Below are 18226 nucleotides of genomic sequence, written 5' to 3' on the forward strand. Positions count from 1 at the left end.
TTCAGTTCTTGCCGGAACCAAACAGGTCCGTGTTGTTCTTGAAGATGTCGGGCCAGGCCGTGGCCTCTTTGGGGAACCTCACGACCAGATAGCCTAGTTCATCGAGCTTGCGATTGATGTCGGCGTCCTTCTGCTTCTGACCCTCAGTGTCGTGATGGGGGCCGTCGATGAAGACAGCCAGATGGAGGTCGTCGTAGAAGAAGTCCGCGCACGTGCCCGAGGGGGTAATCGTGTGTTGGCCACGGTCCGGCTTGCGATAGCCGTTGTCGCTGACATGGACAAGCCAGGCCTGCTCCAGGCTGCTGCCGGCCGTGCGTGACAGCTCAGCGTCGTGCTGCTCAGGCGCACGGCCTTGTGTACCTTGTTCGGTGCCGGCCAGCGTCAGTCGACAGAGAATGTCCAGCAGTAGGCCGCTGGCATCCTTGTCTTTTCGGTCAATGAGCGTGTGGTCCGGCTGGTTGTAGTACGACAGCAGGCATCGGTAGCAACCCGCCTCGCACAGTGGCTGACCGTCGGCATCGTGGTCCTCTACCAAGGTCTTACGCAGCCAGGGCTGCCCAGTTGCGGGTGGCAGGAAGTGCATGACCTCCAGAGCCTTGACAGCGATTGCCGCCATCGCCGTGGGCTCCGTTGCCAGACGAGTCAGCACGCCCGCGCCACCCTCGGCCGCCTCGAAGAAGAGGATGGACTGACGATTGTCGCGCGTTGGGAGGGGCTCAGCCATCAGCTCGCTTTCTTCGAGCTGATAGACCGCCTCGATGCCACGTTTCAGGGCGTATTGCAGCGTGGTCAGCGTCTCTACAGACAGAACACCGAGCCGGAAGTGCGGTCGCACGATGAGGATGTTTCGGCGGTCCTCGACATAAGGGACGATGCGTTGCGGTGGAGTCTTGTCCGGTGGCGCTTCGGTTTCCATTTCGGACTCACCGTTGCCATCGTCGACGCCGCCAACCCAATGACCCGTGACGGGGTTCATCATGAAGCCTTGAATGGCTTTCTCTTTGCGGCGGCGCCAGCCAAAGTTCATGCGCCACACCGTGGCGGTCGGGCCGTACTGCAGCTCCAACAAGGGACCCTCGTCGTCACTTGCGACCGTGGTCACCATCTGCAGCTTGCCGTCTGATTCAGCGAACTGCAGCGTGGTTTGCATCTCGTAGCCTTGTCGAACACGTTCTTCCTCATTGGCGGTGATGCGCTCGGCCCGCTTGGTGGAGACGTTTTCGATGCGGTAGAGGTTCTTGACCTCCTGGGCACCGTCCAGCGACGCACCGCAGGAAACACAGCGGTCAGCATCACGCTGCGAGCGGAAGTGACCGTAGCCGCAGGCGGGACACAAGCGGGCAACTTCCGTCGGCAGCCGTGCGCCGTCACTGACTTGATCTTGCCCCGTAATGGTCAGTAGGGCCTTAATGACCCGATACTGGCTGCCTTCGTGATAAATGAGGCTGTAAGGGCCGAACTCGCCAAGTGCCAGAAAGCGTGGACGTGACAGGAAACTCTCGCGGCCGATGTGACCGCGACGTGCAGGCAGATAAGCCAACAGTGGCAGGCGCGGGAAGTTGTAGCCGGGCAAGAAGCCCTGGCTGGCCATGTAGCGGTAAGTGTAGAAGTCGCTGTTGAAGGCGCTGTCACCAGCCAGCAGCAGGTCCCTCTGCTTGCGGGCTTCGTTGTGGCGCTGCTGGGCCTCGCGCCGTTCGCGCTCGCTCGCGGCGGGATTGTTTTCGATCTTGAAATTCAAGTCGATAGCCTGGGCCGTGGCACGGTAGAGGTCGCGCCAGCGCTGCAGGGCTGCATCGAATTCGATGTATGAACGCTGGAAGACGGTCTCGGCCCATGCGTCGCTGAACCACGGCGCACGTTGCGGCGTGAGCTCGGTCTTGAGCATGCCAAGAACCTTGAGGCCTCGCGCGTGCGCTCGCTTTTTCGCATCGGGTTTGTCCAGATCCGACGCCATCTCTTCCGTCATAGGAAGAGACTCTGGCTGATTCATGTCCAGCAAGTCGCGTACGCTGTTGCCAAGCTTCTTGCCGGTTTCTGCCAGCCAGATGGCATGCATGTGGCTCTTGATGAGTTCCAGGTTGGCCAGGTCGAGCGTCGGCGCGTTCACTTGACCATGAACCATCCGGACGGGGTCGCGGAAGTAATACTGATCGTGCGGGCTCTGGGCGGCACAGTAGGTGATGACCAGGGCTGGCTGCCCTGCCCGGCCCGCTCGACCGCTGCGCTGTGCATAGTTCGCCGGTGTAGGCGGGACGTTGCGCATGTATACCGTGTTGAGTGACGAGATGTCGACACCCAGCTCCATCGTGGGCGAACAGAACAATACCGGGAGCCATTCAAGGGGCGTGCCGCTCTTGTTCTGCCACTCCGTTCGGTCCTTCTCGGTGAAACGAAACCTCGCCTCGCGCTCCATCCGGTCGTCCTGCTCAACTTGAGCGGTGTGCTCGCGAGCCTCGAAGTCGAAGAGCTGGTGAACCGGGCTGTCAAGCAGGCTTGCGATGTTCTTGTATAGGCCTCTGAAGAATGTGTTGTCGTTGGCCTGCCGCTGGCTTGCACCCGATCCCGGCGCCCAGACCAACGCAGTGCCATTCAGTTGCCAGCCGGTGAGACCGACATCTGTGTCTTCTTTGCGGACCAGCCCATAGGATTCGGCGGCCTTCAGAAGTGCATCGATGACATCCGGGTATGTTTGGTCATTGACCTGCTTGTAATGCGGATTGGCGCCGCCCCAAGCGCTGCTCTTGCGCAGGTCTCTGCCCAGCCGGGACCGGCTGGAGCCGATGACAAGAAAGTCATCCAGATTGACACGGCGGCCCCTGCGGTCGCTTTCTTCCTTGGGCCGGCTCGTGACGAACCACTTCGCAGGCTGTGGGCGCTCGTCCTCCGTGAAGCCCCATGGCTCGCACAGATTGGCATAGCTTTGCGTACGGAGCTGGTCCAGTTCGGTACGGTCGAGGTAGCGAGTGGCGATACACAGACCCTGCCGCATGAAATCGAACAAGGCGCGCAACACCAAAGCACGTTCGCGGGGCTTAGCGGCTTGTAGCACCGGTGGTGCATTCGCCCACTCGGCGGCATCGGCGGCCAGATCCTCGATGTCTTGGTAGTCGATACGCACCAGCCCCAACTGTTCCAGATTGGGGTTGTTGAATCGCCAACCACGACGCAGATCGAAGTAGCTTCGGTAACCTAGGATGCCGCGCATGGCCTCCTGAACTTGCCGCCGAGTGTTGCCCTTGACCTCGGGCTGCTGCATGTATTCCGACCGGACAGCGAAGTCATCGCGGTGGAACCCGAGCGCTTCGAAAACCGCATTGGCGACCTCCTTCTCGCTCAGCACTTTGGATGGGGCTTTGTTAACGGCAGACAGGAGCGCAGCGCGGGTCAGCAGGACCTGCAGGAAGTCGTTGAAGTGACCGGCCTGAAGCGCAGCATCCTGGCGGTTGTCCGAGAAACCCAAGACTTTCTTGGCATCTGCCGAGAGCTGCTGGTCTTGCTCGTACAAGTAGCGCAATGCCGACAATGTGAGCATGGTCGTGGCAGAGCTGCGGCCCTCACCCGACAGCGAGGTCAGACGCAGCGCGTCCTTGCCAGAGGTCGCGTGGGCAGTGCCGCATGCGAGACAGAAACGGAATGCACCAGGGATGAACCACGCGGTGAGCCCGAGTTCCGACGTTGCCACTCCGTCCGCACGGACATTGACGGACTGCGGAATGAACTTGCGTTTGTCTGGTTTGACACGCCACTCACCATCTACGCGCTCTTCCACCCAGCCCTCTGGGTAGCGTTCGGGATCAGAAGGGTCCCAGCCGTCCAAAGTGGGTAGCAGGAAACCAAACTTGACTTGGTCGTCGCCATGTTGGCGCTCTTCAATGCTACGGACATTGAAAGTTCGACCCTCCGGACTTTCAGCATCCCAGACAGGCAAGTATTCCTGCCCACAGTCTCGGCAGAAATGGACGTGGTAGTAGCGGCGAAATCGGTCCTTGTCGCCTGACACGTACTGCTGGCCATCGAGCGTGATGGCGCGGTGACGGGGTGCCTCCAGCGTTGCGTAGACCTTCCCGCCACCAGCGATGAACTGGTGTAGCTTGAACGCGAACAGCGACTTGCCCGATTCGTCAGTGACAGCATAGGCCAGCAGCATGAAGCGTTGGAGGTAGTCGAGACAGGTGTCTGTAGTCTCGCCTGATGCCTCGTGCAAGAGCTTGGCGGCTTCAGCCAGTGTCCGCGGGCGAGCGCGGCGCGGCTTGTCGTCTTCGTAGGTCAAACCCAGCGTCAGTTCGATCCACACGGAGACTGGATGTGCTGCGAGCGCCTTGAAGTCGGCACTTTCGGGCACGCCAGCGCGAATGGCGTTTCCGAGTCGTCCCGCAACGGTAATGAGGGTCGCCTGTTCAGGCGTGGTTCTGCGCAATGTCTCGGTGATGATGTTCCGGTCGGGGATGCTGGTGCCGAACAGGCGAGAGGCGACACCGGCGACAACGGCATTGCGTGCCATCTGCGTGCCCTCGGTCGCCATCGTTGCCGATGTGCCGATGCAAACGAGGCTTTCGGCCAGCGCTTCCCTAACGCGGCGAACGAGCAGCGCAACATCTGCGCCCTGCCTCCCACGGTACGTATGCAGTTCGTCGAGTACGAGGAAGCGCAGACCCTTTGCGTTGCGCATCACCGCCTTGTCGATATCGTTCTGCCGGGTCATTAGCAGTTCGAGCATCATGAAGTTGGTGAGCAGGATGTCGGGCGGATTCGCCGCCATGGCCTGCCGCTCTTCGTCGGACTCCTGCCCTGTGTAGCGCCCGAAGGTCACTGCCCGATCCCCCGGGGCTGAACCCAAAAACTTTTTCAACTCTTCCAGCTGCGAATTGGCCAGCGCGTTCATGGGGTAGATGACGATGGCTCGCGTGCGCGACTTGGAGTCGACTGCTTTTGCCTTCAGGCAGGCATCAACGATGGGGATGAAATAGCTCAGGGACTTGCCGGAGCCGGTCCCGGTGGTCAGCACGTAGCTCTCGCCTGCAGCAGCCAAGCCAATGGCCTCGGCTTGGTGCTTGTGCAGGGGAAGCGAGACTCCCTCCGACGAGGCAGTTTTTCCGAGACGAAAGATGCTGGCGCACTGAGCGTTTAGCTGACCGGCTGCAACGAACTCATCGACGGTCCCGCCAGATTTGAAGTTCGGGTTGATTTGGATGAGCGGCTCTGGCCAATATTTTTGACTGGCGTACTGGCCATCCACATAGTCGCGAATGTCATCCGCGCGAATGCGTGTGAAGCTACGGGTGAACTGCTCGTATTCACTGACGATGTGCTCTCTAAACTCGAAGACATCCATATCGGCTCCCTGTTTGGCTCAGCGGCTCTCAGCACGCTTGACCTCTGCGCTCACGCCTTGCGTACGGCAGTGCTCTCGGACCAGCACTTCGATGAAGTTGGCAATCGTTCGTCGCTCCTGCTCTGCCGCTATCCGAATCAATTCCTTCAACTCGGGTGTAACCCGCAGGTTGAGGGTGTCGGTTTTTCGTTCCATGGCTGCGCTCGTCTAAGGATGTACCGCAAATGTAACGCAAAAAGTAAGTACTTGTGGCCAGTTGTGAAGCCCGGACGCCTCGGCAAGGCGAGTACATGGTGAGCAATGCCATGTCCTAGTGCGGGCTTTCTTGAACGGTGATCCGTGACAACCAAATGCTCAAGTGGTCCGACTTTCTCTCGGGCGACGTGATTGCAGTTTTTTTCAGACCTATATCACTAACTTGAATCCAGCCGATTCATTGCAGGAATCGAGCGCCCAAACCTGACGACGCCAACACGGCCGAGTCGGGTCTTGTGCCGCATACGCATCGCAACGAAGTCGGCTTTGATTCCGCAGGCTGAACCAGTTCCATGCTCGATCACGCCCGGCGTGGCGCAATCGGACAGGGGCGTGTGCCTGTGTCGTTCCCTTGTTCAACATCTACCCACTGCGTGGCATTCCACGCTCAACCCATGACCACCGATCTTTCTCTTTCTCTCAAACCACCCCGGCGTCGGCCCGTGTGCTGTCCGCGATGCAAGTCGCGTCGCGTCACAAGCCAGGATCTCGGCAAAAAGACCGGCGCCGCTCTTGGTACTACCGCCGGCGTCATTGGCGGCGCATCGGGCGTGCTGTCTGGCGCCGAAGCCGGTGCCGCTGTTGGTTTCGTGGCCGGTCCTGCTGGTGCAGGTCTCGGCGCCATCGTCGGCGCGATACTCGGCGCGCTCTGCGGCGGTGTCGCTGGCTGCGCGGTCGGCGCCGCGTGCGGCGAAATGGTCGATGAGTCCGTCCTCGGGAATCATCGCTGCACCGAATGCGGCCACGTCTTCACTGCCTAGACCGCTGCAGCTTGTCAGCATAGTGTCCTCGCACCGCTCGTTTCATCTGCCGCAGCGGCGGCTTTCGCAACCCATTCCTGCCTCGACTTGCCATGCCTTTCGAAAGAAAGGCGGCTTGGCCCTGCGCATCTTCATCTCACTCAAGAACAGGAATTCTTCCCCATGGCACGCCCTACTAGCCAACTGGCCTGCTCGACTGCTGCTGGCGTCGAGCCGAAAGCGGCCTCTGCATGACAATCCACCCGAACCACCCTTTCATCGACCCGCGCCTCCTGGCGATGTCCGTGTGGCTTGGCTTCATGGAAGCCAAGCCGTGGGCCGAAAAAGATGCCGACCTGTACGCTGGCCGGATTGGCGCGGCCATCAAGCTCTGCGACTGCGTCACGGATTTGCACGAGGCCCTCAACGAACACCTCGCCGACGTGGTGATGCCCGACTTCCCTGGCGTCATGGACTACGAGATCAGCGCGCCCTTCGGTGCATGGTGTCGCGAAAACTTCCACGGTAACCCGAACGCTCGCCGGGCTGAAGCCAAGCGCCTCGTCGAGCGATTCTTCAGCCAGTGAATTGTCAAGCCTTGATGTTTGCTGAGGCCACGCGAATTCAGAAATCCCCCGCCCCATATCACCACCTCGGGTAGACGCTCAACGTCAGCCCCTTCCAACGAAGCCCAGTCCGGTCTCACGACCGGATTGGGCTTTATGCCGTCTGGTTGCGTCCAGGCGTGTCTTCCCCATTCATCCAAGGGTGCCCGTTCGCATCCCGCATTTCATGGACCACGATTTCACACTCTCTGCTTCCGAGCTTCCCCCGGGTCTTATCACTCCCGAACAGCGCATCCAACTGCTGGCCAACGGCCGCGCTGCACGCGACAACCCGCGCCTCGATCCCTGGCCCGTGCTCAAGTGGTTCAACCCTTGTGGTGCCGCCACCTGGTTGATTTCCGAACTGGATCCCTACGATGAGGACCTTGCCTGGGGCCTGGCCGATCTGGGCCCAGGCCTCGGCCACCCCGAACTCGGTCATGTGTCCGTGCGCGAACTGGCATCCATCCGGTTGATGGGTGGTGCCTTGGGCATCGAGCGCGACCTGTACTGGCGCGCCGACAAGCCCCTGAGCGCCTACCTGCGTCTGGCCCAAGCAGCTGGGCGCATCGTCAGCTGAATTCACCCGTTCAACCCACGCATCGTCCGCTCTCGGCCGCGCGACGGCATTCCTTCCCTCAAAGCCCGCCATGTGCGGGCTTCTTTCTTTCCGCTTCCTTCATCTCTTCACTACAGCAAAGGATTTCCCATGGCACACCAGATTCAACAAATGGCCTACGTCGGCAACACCCCCTGGCACCAGCTCGGCAACGCGCTGCCGCCCAAGCAGTCCCTCGAAGTCTGGGCACAGAAGGCCGGCATGGACTGGACTATCTGCGAAACCCCCGTGCGCTACATGACCGGGCAGGCCGGCACGCTCGCCTCCATCCGCTCCTTCGATGACCAACGCGTTCTCTACCGCAGCGACACCCAGGCTGCGCTGTCCGTGGTCGGCGGCCGTTACCAGGTCGTGCAGCCCAAGGCCGTGCTGGAGTTCTATCGCGACCTCACCGAAATCTCCGGCTATGAACTCGACACTGCCGGTGTTTTGAAAGAAGGCAAGAAGTTCTGGGCACTGGCCCGTATCGGCAAGCAAGCGGCGCTCAAGGGCAACGATGTCGTCAAGGGCTATCTGCTGCTGGCGACCTCCTGCGACGGCACGCTGGCCACCACCGCCACGCCCACCACCATCCGTGTCGTGTGCAACAACACCCTCAGCATCGCCTTGAACGGCGCCAGCAGCGCCATCAAGGTGCCCCACAGCACCAGCTTTGATGCCCAGACCGTCAAGAAGCAACTCGGCATCGCCGTCTCCCAGTGGGACAGCTTCATGTACCGCATGAAGACCTTGTCCGAACGGAAGGTCAAGAGCCACGAGTCGATGAACTACTTCCTGAAGGTCCTGTGCGAGACCGATGGCCGCGTCGAGCCGTCCTCCGGCCTCGTGAACGAGCGTGCTCTGAAGAAGGTCCAGGCCCTGTACGACGGCAAGGGCCGCGGCGCCGAACTGGCCTCGGCCAACGGAACCGCATGGGGCCTGCTCAATGCCGTCACAGAGTTTGTCGATCACGAGCGGCGCGCAAAGAACCAGGAATACCGCCTGGACAGTGCGTGGTTCGGGCAAGGCGCCACGCTCAAGCAACGCGCACTCGATCACGCCATGCAACTGGTCTCCTGACAGCGTCGTTGCAATCCCGTTGCTATCCCATTGCTATCTCTTCCCACAGGCGGAACCCACCACGTCGGCATAACCCCCCGCTCCGCCTGGAGGCAGTGCGGGGATATGCGGGTGGGAGGAGATCTGCTCTCAACTCATTGCAAAGGAATCTCATGGGCAACCTGCTCAATGCCGACAAGGCAACCAAGTCCACGCGTGGTAGACCGGCCCTCAAGTTGGTCAAGACCCAGGCGCTGGCTCGCGACGAGTGGCTGTCGGTGCGCAAAGGCGGCATCGGCAGCTCGGACGCTGGGGCGGCTGTCGGCCTGAACCCCTACAAGTCCCAGCTCGAACTCTGGCTGGAGAAAACCGGCCGCGATGTCAGCCTGCCCAAGACCGATCCCAACGACGAAACCACTCCCATGTACTGGGGGACGCTGCTCGAACCCATCGTCGCCGCGCACTACACCAGGCGCACCGGGCACAAGGTACGGCGCATCAACGCCGTGCTACAGCATCCGGTTGAACCCTGGATGCTCGCCAACATCGATCGCGAGGTCATGGGCGCGCCGGACGTACAGATCCTCGAATGCAAGACGGCGGGCATGAACGGCGCGCGCCTTTGGAAAGACGGTGTTCCTGAATACGTCCAGCTCCAAGTGATGCACCAGCTGGCAGTGACTGGCAAGACGGCCGCCGATGTTGCCGTGCTCATCTGTGGTCAGGAACTGCGGATCTTCCGGATCGTCCGTGATGAAACCGTGATCGCTCAGCTGATCGAGCTGGAGCGACGCTTCTGGCATCTTGTCGAAACCGACCAGGCGCCCCCGGCCGATGGCTCCGACTCGGCGGATACGGCCTTGCGTTGCCTGTACCCGATGGATTCCGGCCAGACGCTTGATTTGTCGCAGGACACGCACATGTCGGCAACTTTCTCCGACCTGCTGGCTGTGCGGCAGCACCTGGCGACCACCACCGAGCTCGAAGCCGTGCTCAAGCAGCGCATCCAGCAACGCATGGGCGAGGCGACGCGCACTGTCTTCGAGACCGGAGAGGTGACATGGAAGCGCAGCAAGGATGGCTGCGGGCTCGATGTCGAAAGACTCCTGCTGGACCAGCCCGAGTTGCTGCAGCGCTACCCCTTGCCCAGATCTGGCAGCCGGCGGTTCCTGGTTCAGGCCTGACGCCACCCCGTCCATCCACGCAGCCTGCCTCCCGTGAGGGATGCGGGCTTTTTTATGGCCTTGTGTGTGTACGCGCACCCCAACCTCATTGCATTCCATGACCATCGATTTCCGGCGACACGCCACCGTGCCGCCCTATACCCGCGACCTCACTTCCACGGATCAGTACAAGTGGTCCGCGGAATTCGAGGTGCCCGCCATCGGCGAGGACATCGTGATTCGCCTCAACGGCATCGGCCGCGCCCAGGTCGTTGGCTATGCCACGTACGGCGGCTACCTGGGTGTGATGACCGTGCCGTGCAACCCGCCTGAATGGTGGGTGCGCCAGAACGGTGCGGCCAGCGCGGGCAACCCCGCGCTGGCCTTCGGCGCGGAGATTTCGCCAACGCACTCCCGCACGACGTCATGAGCCGCGAGCTGACCAACGTCGAGTTCATCACCGACCTGATGGAGCACTCGGTCCATGGCGCGCTGATTCAGGCCTTCGTGATCCATGCCGTTGACCAGTACGCGCGCAGGGTAGCTGCCGTCAAACCCGAGGACCTGGAGACCGCGCTCGTCAGCGGCCATGCCTGGCACGGCTGTGCACTCGAGGTGTGCAGGAAGCTGGCGCAGCGACTGGGCTGAGGGGCTGACGAGCCGAAAGGCCAACGCATTCACCAATTCAATTTTCAAGGAGAGCGACATGCTCAAAGGACTGGCACTCACGCCACCGGTGATCGGACGGATATCGATCGGCAAAGTGATAGAAAAAGACGGACGACGCCTGCCCGAGAAAGACGATGGCTTCACCCTCACCAGCCAGGTGCAAGGCCGAGAAGGCTGGGTGTTGCACCCGCTGGACAAGGTGCTTCGCAAGACCCCTGACGCTAAGCTGCGCCAGATCCCGGTGCGCCTGCTCTTCGACGATCCGGACCTGAACCTGCGCGCCAACTACAGCATGTTCGACCGAAGAACCGGTCGGCCGCTGTGCGTGGGCAATGGCCAGACGTGCCGGCGCTCGACGGCTTCGGGCATCCAGACACTGCCTTGCCCTGCCCCCGAAGGGTGTGAACTGGCCCGTGGTGGGTTATGCAAGCCGTGCGGGCGGCTGAATGTGCGTATCGGGGAGCCTGGCGGTGGAGGGAAGTCGAAAACGGGCCGTGAATCAAGCAACGAGCAAGGCCCAGCGGGGACACCGGAGGGCGATGAACTCGGCAGCTTCCTGTTCCGCACGACCGGCTTCAACAGTATCCGGACCTTGACCGCGCGGTTGCGCTATTTCCACGCGGTGTCCGGCGGACTGCTGTCGACTCTGCCGCTGGAGCTTCGCTTGCGGGGGAAATCAACCACCCAATCGCACCGCGCTCCGATCTACTACGTGGACCTGACCGTGTGGGAGGGGCTATCCCTCGCCGAGGCCTTGAAAACGGCTGCGGCGCAGCGCGATGCGCGCAGAGCTTCCGGCTTCGACCAAGCTGCGCTGGACGAAGCGGCGCGAGAGGGCTTTGCGAATGGGGCCTTCGAGGAGTCGGCTGAGGATGGTGCATCCGTGGTCGAGGAGTTCTATCCCGAGGTGCCAGAAGGGACTGAGCAAGATCCGACGGATGATGACAGCCGCAAGCGAAGGCTGGCCGAGAAGCTCACCCAGAAGCTCGGCGGCGTGGTCACGGCAACGGCAGCAGCATCTCAGACGAAGACCGGATTGCAGCGGGCGGAAGGCGACAGGCATGGCCCACCTTGAGCATCTTTTCGTCTCGGGCATCCGCTTCGATACCGACGTGCAGTATCTGGCGCAAGGACTGCAGGGCCTGCGCTACGAGAACCTGCCGGTCCGCAAGTCAGCGTCGGCGGTCATCTGCACGCTGACCAGCATCATGCAGTGCGTGGCGATGCTCAGGCAGACCCCACGCAAGCGCCTGTTAGGAAGGCCGCGGCGGGCGGCGCAACGCAGGTTAGGCATGCTCAACGATGACGGCGTTGTGGATTGCGTGAGGACGTTTGGCACGGGCGTCGTTGCGCAGCTTCATCCGTCTGGCGGCGTTGACGAGATTGGAGCGGGAGTACGGGACGCTCTGCGTTCCGGCCACGCGTGCCTGCTCCACTTCGAATCTGCTCGTTCCAGCCGGTGGGCAACAGTCATCGGTGTGGAACTGGATCGAAGGACGCAAGAGCCTCGAACCCTGCTTTTGCTGGATTCGAGTGCCAACGAGCCCTGGGCCTGCGCGCACAACGTGCGCATTGAGCTTCAGGGAACGGCAGGCCAGTCGGTGAACGCCAGCGCGGGGTTCACGCTCAGTTGCCGGCATCTCACTGGTGAAGCATGTGCCGTTCGGCTGTTGCGCCTGATCATCCTGATGCGCAGCGCCCCAGAGCCGGACTCGGCAGTCGCTATCGCTTCTTGACGGGGTAGGGGCGGGCAGTCCGAGGTGCGCGGGTGAGGGTTTCGTCGAGACCCCGGCGCTTGGGCAGGTCCGGGTCCATAAGCTCGTGCGCAGGAGAGCCAATGGCCTTGGCGATTAGCTCGATGTTGTCGATGGAGATGTTGCGCTGGCCGCGCTCCAAGGTCCCCACGAACGCCCGATCCAGCCCCGCTTCGGCGGCCATGCGCTCCTGGGACATACCGGCATGCAGGCGCACCAGGCGGATGTTTCGGGCGAAGACCTGCCGCAGGGACAGGCGGGAAGAAGCAGTACGAGGCATGCGCTCGATGCTGCGAAGTGGAGGTGTTTGTATCCACGGTGTTTGAAACCTATTAACATCCAAAAACAACCCTGCAAAACCACGAGCCATCGGAAGCCTTCCGGGATTCCGATCGCTCATCACGCCCTTAAAGGAGTATCAAACACATCATTAAAGCCAACTAGGAATACGTACGAATCTCATCAACCAGAACGCTCATGAAACCGAAAATCATCACCGAACCCAACGTCAGCATGCTCAATTTCGTCTTGCTGACCATCGCGACGCTTGGCGTCTATCCATTCATCTGGATGGCGATCAATCTGGAAAAGCTCAATGAGGTCGTTCCGGCCAAGTCCATCAAGATCCTGGACATCGTCATCCTCGCTGCCATGTGGGCTTGGAGCCAGCGGATCACCGCCGTCACGGATGTCACCGAGAACGAAACTGTGGTCGGCGTTGCAGGGCTCATCTTCACCGCACTGCTCATCGCGATCCCCGTCTATCAGTTCTTCAAGATCGTCAAGCCCTTCGTCGAAGGCGTCGATCGGGTCTTGCTCAGCGAGCACAAGATCGATCTGCGACCGAACAAGTTCTTTGCCTTCGCCTTTGGCTACTTCTACATCGTCTATACGATCAACCAAGTGCCCCAGTTGATTGCACGATCTGGCGCCTTGGGAAATGACGGTGCGCCCGCTGGCGACAGCAAGGCCGGCACTCCGGCGCAGAACTAGATCGCGCGCGAGCGGCAGTTCAAGCGGCAGTCATGTCGCCATGGCGCAAAAGCCGCCGGGGGCATCGGCTTGGCGCATGAGGCCCGTTCGGCTTCCATGAAACGGTCTGCCTTGATCTCCAGGTCATTTACATCTATCAAAAACAACGTCGGCACCTCTCGCCCAGTGGGCGTGAAGACCGAACAACATCATCATGAAGAAAGCAATCTTTTTCTACTTGACTGTGCTCATGGCTGTTGCCGGATGCACGTCCCAGGCGGGCGAATCCCCTTTTGATGCCTCGGTAAAGCTCGTGCAAGGCGTCTCGGTCATTCAGCTCGAAGCCGTGACCAATCGCGTCGTCCTCAACGACTTCAGCGTGAATCGCGGTAACTGCAAGACCAAGCTGGGCGGCGTCTACCCCCTCCCGTTGACGTTCAAGTTCGGAGACGGCGTCAAGCTCTTTGCCTACTCGTGCAGCGTGAAGGAGGTCGTCGTGCAGACTGACCAGGGCAATTTCACGTACTCATTCGGTCGTTAGACCAACCCCGTTGTCTCTGGCTACCTCATCGTCAGCGCCAAGCAGGGGACCACCACCCCTGTGCTGAACGGCGAGACGGACTATGTCGTGATGGGGGTTTCCAGGCAACCGCAGTAAATCATCGAAGCACAATGAATCTGCCTGTCCCGAAAGAGGCGGGCAGATTCACTTATTTTTTTGAGGACAACTTGGTTGTTCGCCTTGACCTGATGAAAGGGCTATTGAAATCACCACATCGGCGATTGAAATTCCCTTCTACGAAGACGGTCAAAAAAAACGCGCACCGAAGAGTTTGTCATCTCCTGTCCGATCTTTCGGAATTTGATTGGCCTTGGCCATGTAGTGGGCAATAAACGCTTGCAATATTTCTCTCTTTGAATTGTCATGGCGATTGACCTGTCCTATGCCCACCCCAAAACGCTTCAGTTTGTCTTTATTGGCATTGGAGTTCCAGTAATCACCCCACCCACCCGTCACCTCATTGACCCAATGCTCGCCAATCGCCCGAGCAATCATTACATCAGATTTCCGCTCTGCCGAATAGAAGATCAGCAGGTGCAAATGCAATCCACCCGATCGATTGCCTTCTTCTAGTTTCCAGATAATTCCTTGAACCATGTGCAGCAAGGCATTGGGGTACTCTTGTATGTGACGAAAAAACTTGTCTCGATGACGTTGAACCGTATCAAGCGTTACATCTTCTCGATATTTTCCTTTGTAGTTAACGGTGATGAACAGCACGAGGTAGCGAGAGGTTTTGTTGAACATCTCTTCTTCGAAATCCAGCCCTCTGCATCTATTCCTTCGGACTCTGGCCTGTGCTGCCTTGCGTACTCTTATCCTATCCTCAAGAGTTTCTTCAACCCCTTCTTCATCGAAAAACATGGTTTACCTCATTGACGTCAACACCAGTCAATTGATTCCAAGAATCGGATTTTCATAATTTTCCAATCGAGCCTTCAAGGCATCCAGCATTGAAATAATCCATCAAAAATCAAGACGCCATGCAAATCCCTTATTCATTGCTCATCCTATTTCATAAGAAGCAGTAAAATCTTTCGCCAAAAATCAGTTGCCCGATAAATAATTTACGAATTATTTCGGAAAATCCACCAAGCAACCTTGGTTTTGGGTACGGGGTTTTATGTCGCCATTAACAAGGCGTCTCATTCAAAATGAAAACCCGGCCTTTTTCGCCATGAAACTCGTGAAAAGCTCGTTCATTGAAGAGCGATCACCCACCTCATACGTCCGTGGGGGCTCCATCGCTTGCCCTGCTTGCCCTGCTTGCCCTACTTGCCCTACTTGCCCTACTTGCCCTACTTGCCCTACTTGCCCGGTTGCCCCCAGATCCTCGTCAAAGCGCGGACTCGTATCATCTGTTCGATCAGCCTCAGGCAACGACCACTCCTGCCCACCACTCGTCCTGATCGAGTTCAAGCCCAACTTTTCCCTTGCGTTTCGGAGCATCTTTCGCGTGATGCCCTCATCTTCAGCTCGATCATCGATCTCATCGAATAGCATCGGTCCATCAGCCAAAATTCGCATGAGAAACTCCTGTGCCCTGTTTGGCGGGCTAGCCGCCATTTCTTCTTTTTCGCTCTTTGCCCAGCGGTAAATCTCCTCCGCGGATCCGTTGAGCCTCTTGTCAAGCCAGATGACCCGGCTCGTGTCTATTTCACGGCCAGCCCTGCTGCCCACAGATGCTGGTTGGATTTCGTAAAGGAATCCGTCGCCGGATTTGCAGAGATTGGTCTTGGCGCGAGTCAAAACACCCAGGGAAGGAGAATCTTTATTCTGCAGAGGAATCTTCACCAGTGTTGCGATCAGCACCATGCGCGCTAGATTTCCGATAACTTGACTTCCGGCAAGGTTCTTGACCAAATCCCCGTTTTTCGGCCCTTTGACAAGGTGAGCAATGCCTATGACGGTGATTCCATATTTGTGAGCAATCTCGACCAATGCCCTCAAGTCTTCACGAACTTTCTTGGCATTCGTTCCCCCACCTGAAACAACTTCCATTACGGTATCGATCACCAACAATTTGACGTCGCCAAGTTGCTCTATTTGTCGAATCAGGTCCGGCAAGTCTTTGTCGAAATTGAAGTTTCGGCGACTACCGAACTCACCGACATCTCCTACAAAGATGACGTCTTTGAGGTTCGCGCCGGCCGCAACCAAGCGAGGTCTCAGGGTGCGCCGCCAATCGTCTTCGCACGACCAGATCAAAGAGCGGCCATATGGGGCTGGCGTTCCATCAGGGAAGACGCCGCGACGCGTTCCTCCATTACTCACCGTCGCCACCCAATCCATGGCGAGCAGCGTCTTGCCCGCGCCTCCGTCGCCGCCGAGGATGACCAGCTCGGCTTCGGGAATCCAGTCTCGCATGAGCCACTCGGTTGGAAGGGACTCCAACTCGTCGGCCCACACCAACTGAACACCGTCCTCAGACCAGTTCCAGTCAACAACCTTTGACATGTGCGCTCCTCAGAGCACGCCGCGTCGCGCGGCGACTGGCTCATCGTCATCAGCGACCAACAGGGTACGCGGGCGTGAAGCCAACCATTCCTCAATTTCAGTGACCAAATGGCCCTTGGCCCGAGCGCCCACCCCTCCGAGTTGCACGGGCTTGGGGAAAGTTGGATCGTGCTGGGGGGATTCCTGATCGAGCCAAGAATAATAAGTCTGGCGGCCCACACCTAGAAGTGCGGGAATTTCGTGGCTGCGGTAAGCCAGGCGGAAAGGCTTGGTGCTCATGCTAATGTTCGTCGTTACAGATGCCGGATAGGCACGTGGAATGACGCTCACGCAAAAAGACGCGCAGCACCACCTCACTAGCCTAAAGGCGGGTTTATTGGATAGATGTAGTGCATTGCACGCATGAACGTGTCAACCCGACGGTCGATCACGCCGGCAAGGCCACAGTCACGATTGATGCTGTGGGTGAAAGAGGAACCTCGTGCAAAGTGCCGAGGTGTTAAAGATAGGTGAGCCAAACAGGCGATTGCTGCTGGCACACCCGTGCGATGAACTGTTCACTCATCCGCACGAAAATTCTAGCGAAGAGCCGATTGCGTGACAACCCCGAAAGGGTTTGATTTCCCGCAACGGTTGAGTGAGAAATTGCTGATAGCCCTTGCCTGCGTTGAGCGGGCTCAAAGCTTATAGCGCGATGCGATGAGTGCTCGCAGGATCCGGTCCCCTCAAGTCATCAAGATAGTCGGCCCATCGTTGCATCATTTGCGCGCGCTGCTTGAGGTATTGGGTGCGGTTGTAGGCTCGGCCGTTCGCGTCCTTGACTGCATGGGCCAACTGCGCCTCGATCACCAGTGGGTCGACCTCCAAGACTTCGGCCAGCAAGGTACGAGCTGTTGCTCTGAAGCCGTGCACAGTCTGCACAGTGGGGCCGTATCCAAGCGTCAGGAGTGCGGCCCGCAGAGTGTTGTCCGAGATGGGGCGGTCATGGCTACGCTCGCCCGGGAAGACCAGCGCGCCATGACCCGTGAGGGGATGCAGCTTGCGCAGCAGTTCCACGGCCTGTGTCGGGAGCGGGACCAGATGGGGGTCGCCGTTTTCCTTGCCCTCGATGCGCCGCTTCATCCGTGCCGCGGGCACGGTCCACAGCGCATTGTCCAGGTCGATTTCCGCCCAGGCGGCCCCCCGCAGTTCATTGGGGCGCTGAAAGAGCATGGGGGCCAACTGCAATGCCGTACGCACGATGTGACCGCCTTGGTACGCTCGAATGACGCGGATCAGTTCGCCCAACTTGGCAGGCTCTGTGATGGCGGCAAAGTGCCGCTTTTTGTGCGGCGTCAGTGCGCCCTTGAGGTCGCTCGTGATGTCGCGCGGCGCGCGTGCGGTTGCGACGGCGTAGCGCCACACGGCACGCGACGTCATAAGCACGCGGCCGGCCACGTCGAGGGCGCCGCGCTCCTCAACGCGACGCAGCGCCGCCAGCAACTCGATGGGTTCGATTTCGCTGATGCGACGAGCAGCGAAGTGCGGGAACAGATCCTTTTCCAGATTGCGCTTCTCGCGGACGGCGTAGTGGCTGCTCCAGCGCGTACGGTGCTTCTCATACCACTCGAGCGCCGTCTCCCGGAAGGTGTCACCGGTGCTCACGGCTGCTTTGAGCTTGACGACCTGACGGGCTTGGATGGGGTTGATCCCCGCAGCCTTCTGGGCCTTAGCTGCATCGCGGGCCTTGCGTGCCGCAGCTAGCCCAACGCCGGGATAGGCGCCGAGGGCAAACTTCTTCTCCACGCCTTCGATCCTGAACTTCCAGAACCATCGACGAGAACCTGAAGCAGCAACTTCTAAATATAGGCCACCAGAATCGGCGTACCGGGCCTGTTTTCGGTCAGGTGGACAGGCGGCATTCCGGCACGCGGCGTCGGTCAATGGCATGGGCTACGTCGAGGAGAACTGGGGGTACAAGACTGCCGCCTCAGCGATTCACAGGGTTTGAACCCCCATCTGTACCCCTGATTTTCGTTGGCAGTCAACGGATTTCAGTGTACGTCCTCGGACTCTGCACG

At 59.6% G+C, this 18226-nt stretch carries 18 protein-coding genes; 11 read left to right on the forward strand and 7 right to left on the reverse strand.

Annotated elements, in window-relative coordinates:
* Position 1: 1 nt before the first annotated feature.
* Together AC07RM_RS35500 and AC07RM_RS35505 are read right to left on the reverse strand one after the other, a co-directional pair.
* Positions 2–5332 (reverse strand): DEAD/DEAH box helicase, encoded by a 5331-nt coding sequence (locus AC07RM_RS35500; RefSeq protein WP_495337475.1) that lies wholly within the window; start codon positions 5330–5332, stop codon positions 2–4.
* A gap of 18 nt (positions 5333–5350) precedes the next feature.
* Positions 5351–5527: a type II toxin -antitoxin system TacA 1-like antitoxin gene (locus AC07RM_RS35505; RefSeq protein ID WP_495337476.1), complete on the reverse strand. Its 177-nt coding sequence runs from the start codon at positions 5525–5527 to the stop codon at positions 5351–5353.
* A gap of 455 nt (positions 5528–5982) precedes the next feature.
* On the opposite strand from AC07RM_RS35505, the gene AC07RM_RS35510 reads away from it, so the two are divergent.
* From AC07RM_RS35510 to AC07RM_RS35550, 9 genes are all read left to right on the forward strand, one after another.
* Positions 5983–6348, forward strand: coding sequence for a hypothetical protein (locus AC07RM_RS35510; RefSeq protein ID WP_495337477.1), 366 nt, complete (start codon positions 5983–5985; stop codon positions 6346–6348).
* Between the two features lie 230 nt (positions 6349–6578).
* On the forward strand, positions 6579–6914 hold the full coding sequence (locus AC07RM_RS35515) for a hypothetical protein (protein WP_495337478.1): 336 nt from the start codon (positions 6579–6581) through the stop codon (positions 6912–6914).
* 205 nt (positions 6915–7119) lie between these two features.
* Entirely contained in the window at positions 7120–7512 is a 393-nt protein-coding gene (locus AC07RM_RS35520) for a DUF2958 domain-containing protein (RefSeq protein ID WP_495337479.1), read from the forward strand.
* A gap of 129 nt (positions 7513–7641) precedes the next feature.
* Positions 7642–8610, forward strand: a complete 969-nt coding sequence (locus tag AC07RM_RS35525; RefSeq protein ID WP_495337480.1) for a DUF932 domain-containing protein — start codon at positions 7642–7644, stop codon at positions 8608–8610.
* Positions 8611–8762: 152 nt separating this feature from the next.
* Complete coding sequence (locus AC07RM_RS35530) at positions 8763–9773, forward strand: YqaJ viral recombinase family nuclease (protein ID WP_495337481.1); 1011 nt, start codon at positions 8763–8765, stop codon at positions 9771–9773.
* A 97-nt stretch (positions 9774–9870) separates the two neighbouring features.
* A complete protein-coding gene (locus AC07RM_RS35535; RefSeq protein ID WP_495337482.1) occupies positions 9871–10182 on the forward strand; it encodes a hypothetical protein in 312 nt (103 codons plus the stop codon).
* Positions 10179–10400, forward strand: a complete 222-nt coding sequence (locus tag AC07RM_RS35540; RefSeq protein WP_495337483.1) for a hypothetical protein — start codon at positions 10179–10181, stop codon at positions 10398–10400. Before AC07RM_RS35535 ends, AC07RM_RS35540 begins: the two co-directional genes overlap by 4 nt.
* A gap of 58 nt (positions 10401–10458) precedes the next feature.
* Positions 10459–11496 carry a recombination directionality factor gene (locus AC07RM_RS35545; protein WP_495337484.1) on the forward strand — a complete coding sequence of 346 codons (1038 nt, stop codon included), beginning with the start codon at positions 10459–10461 and terminating at the stop codon, positions 11494–11496.
* On the forward strand, positions 11483–12157 hold the full coding sequence (locus AC07RM_RS35550) for a hypothetical protein (protein ID WP_495337485.1): 675 nt from the start codon (positions 11483–11485) through the stop codon (positions 12155–12157). Before AC07RM_RS35545 ends, AC07RM_RS35550 begins: the two co-directional genes overlap by 14 nt.
* Here AC07RM_RS35550 and AC07RM_RS35555 read toward each other — a convergent pair.
* Positions 12144–12545, reverse strand: a complete 402-nt coding sequence (locus AC07RM_RS35555; protein WP_495337486.1) for a helix-turn-helix domain-containing protein — start codon at positions 12543–12545, stop codon at positions 12144–12146. The two genes, AC07RM_RS35550 and AC07RM_RS35555, sit on opposite strands and share 14 nt — an antisense overlap.
* Positions 12546–12652: 107 nt before the next feature.
* On the opposite strand from AC07RM_RS35555, the gene AC07RM_RS35560 reads away from it, so the two are divergent.
* Positions 12653–13168 (forward strand): hypothetical protein, encoded by a 516-nt coding sequence (locus tag AC07RM_RS35560; RefSeq protein ID WP_495337487.1) that lies wholly within the window; start codon positions 12653–12655, stop codon positions 13166–13168.
* 193 nt (positions 13169–13361) lie between these two features.
* Positions 13362–13688, forward strand: a complete 327-nt coding sequence (locus AC07RM_RS35565; protein WP_495337488.1) for a hypothetical protein — start codon at positions 13362–13364, stop codon at positions 13686–13688.
* Between the two features lie 267 nt (positions 13689–13955).
* Here AC07RM_RS35565 and AC07RM_RS35570 read toward each other — a convergent pair whose 3' ends face one another.
* The 4 genes from AC07RM_RS35570 to AC07RM_RS35585 all read right to left on the reverse strand — a co-directional run bounded on the left by AC07RM_RS35570 (position 13956) and on the right by AC07RM_RS35585 (position 18095).
* A complete protein-coding gene (locus AC07RM_RS35570) occupies positions 13956–14573 on the reverse strand; it encodes a hypothetical protein (protein WP_495337489.1) in 618 nt (205 codons plus the stop codon).
* Positions 14574–14858: 285 nt separating this feature from the next.
* The gene (locus tag AC07RM_RS35575; protein ID WP_495337490.1) at positions 14859–16166 is read right to left on the reverse strand and encodes an AAA family ATPase; all 1308 of its coding nucleotides are present in this window, start codon (positions 16164–16166) and stop codon (positions 14859–14861) included.
* Positions 16167–16175: 9 nt separating this feature from the next.
* On the reverse strand, positions 16176–16445 hold the full coding sequence (locus AC07RM_RS35580) for a helix-turn-helix transcriptional regulator (RefSeq protein WP_495337491.1): 270 nt from the start codon (positions 16443–16445) through the stop codon (positions 16176–16178).
* 405 nt (positions 16446–16850) lie between these two features.
* Positions 16851–18095: a tyrosine-type recombinase/integrase gene (locus AC07RM_RS35585; RefSeq protein ID WP_495337492.1), complete on the reverse strand. Its 1245-nt coding sequence runs from the start codon at positions 18093–18095 to the stop codon at positions 16851–16853.
* Between the last annotated feature and the right edge of the window lie 131 nt (positions 18096–18226).

It is taken from the genome of Variovorax sp. GW821-FHT09B05, from assembly GCF_059418265.1.

Coding starts and splice junctions, on each gene's coding strand:
- AC07RM_RS35575 (WP_495337490.1), bottom strand. CDS start 16,166: ATGTCAAAGGTTGTTGACTGGAACTGGTCTGAGGACGGTGTTCAGTTG.
- AC07RM_RS35560 (WP_495337487.1), top strand. CDS start 12,653: ATGAAACCGAAAATCATCACCGAACCCAACGTCAGCATGCTCAATTTC.
- AC07RM_RS35535 (WP_495337482.1), top strand. CDS start 9,871: ATGACCATCGATTTCCGGCGACACGCCACCGTGCCGCCCTATACCCGC.
- AC07RM_RS35525 (WP_495337480.1), top strand. CDS start 7,642: ATGGCACACCAGATTCAACAAATGGCCTACGTCGGCAACACCCCCTGG.
- AC07RM_RS35520 (WP_495337479.1), top strand. CDS start 7,120: ATGGACCACGATTTCACACTCTCTGCTTCCGAGCTTCCCCCGGGTCTT.
- AC07RM_RS35550 (WP_495337485.1), top strand. CDS start 11,483: ATGGCCCACCTTGAGCATCTTTTCGTCTCGGGCATCCGCTTCGATACC.
- AC07RM_RS35510 (WP_495337477.1), top strand. CDS start 5,983: ATGACCACCGATCTTTCTCTTTCTCTCAAACCACCCCGGCGTCGGCCC.
- AC07RM_RS35505 (WP_495337476.1), bottom strand. CDS start 5,527: ATGGAACGAAAAACCGACACCCTCAACCTGCGGGTTACACCCGAGTTG.
- AC07RM_RS35515 (WP_495337478.1), top strand. CDS start 6,579: ATGACAATCCACCCGAACCACCCTTTCATCGACCCGCGCCTCCTGGCG.
- AC07RM_RS35545 (WP_495337484.1), top strand. CDS start 10,459: ATGCTCAAAGGACTGGCACTCACGCCACCGGTGATCGGACGGATATCG.
- AC07RM_RS35565 (WP_495337488.1), top strand. CDS start 13,362: ATGAAGAAAGCAATCTTTTTCTACTTGACTGTGCTCATGGCTGTTGCC.
- AC07RM_RS35585 (WP_495337492.1), bottom strand. CDS start 18,095: ATGCCATTGACCGACGCCGCGTGCCGGAATGCCGCCTGTCCACCTGAC.
- AC07RM_RS35580 (WP_495337491.1), bottom strand. CDS start 16,445: ATGAGCACCAAGCCTTTCCGCCTGGCTTACCGCAGCCACGAAATTCCC.
- AC07RM_RS35555 (WP_495337486.1), bottom strand. CDS start 12,545: ATGGCTCGTGGTTTTGCAGGGTTGTTTTTGGATGTTAATAGGTTTCAA.
- AC07RM_RS35540 (WP_495337483.1), top strand. CDS start 10,179: ATGAGCCGCGAGCTGACCAACGTCGAGTTCATCACCGACCTGATGGAG.
- AC07RM_RS35570 (WP_495337489.1), bottom strand. CDS start 14,573: ATGTTTTTCGATGAAGAAGGGGTTGAAGAAACTCTTGAGGATAGGATA.
- AC07RM_RS35500 (WP_495337475.1), bottom strand. CDS start 5,332: ATGGATGTCTTCGAGTTTAGAGAGCACATCGTCAGTGAATACGAGCAG.
- AC07RM_RS35530 (WP_495337481.1), top strand. CDS start 8,763: ATGGGCAACCTGCTCAATGCCGACAAGGCAACCAAGTCCACGCGTGGT.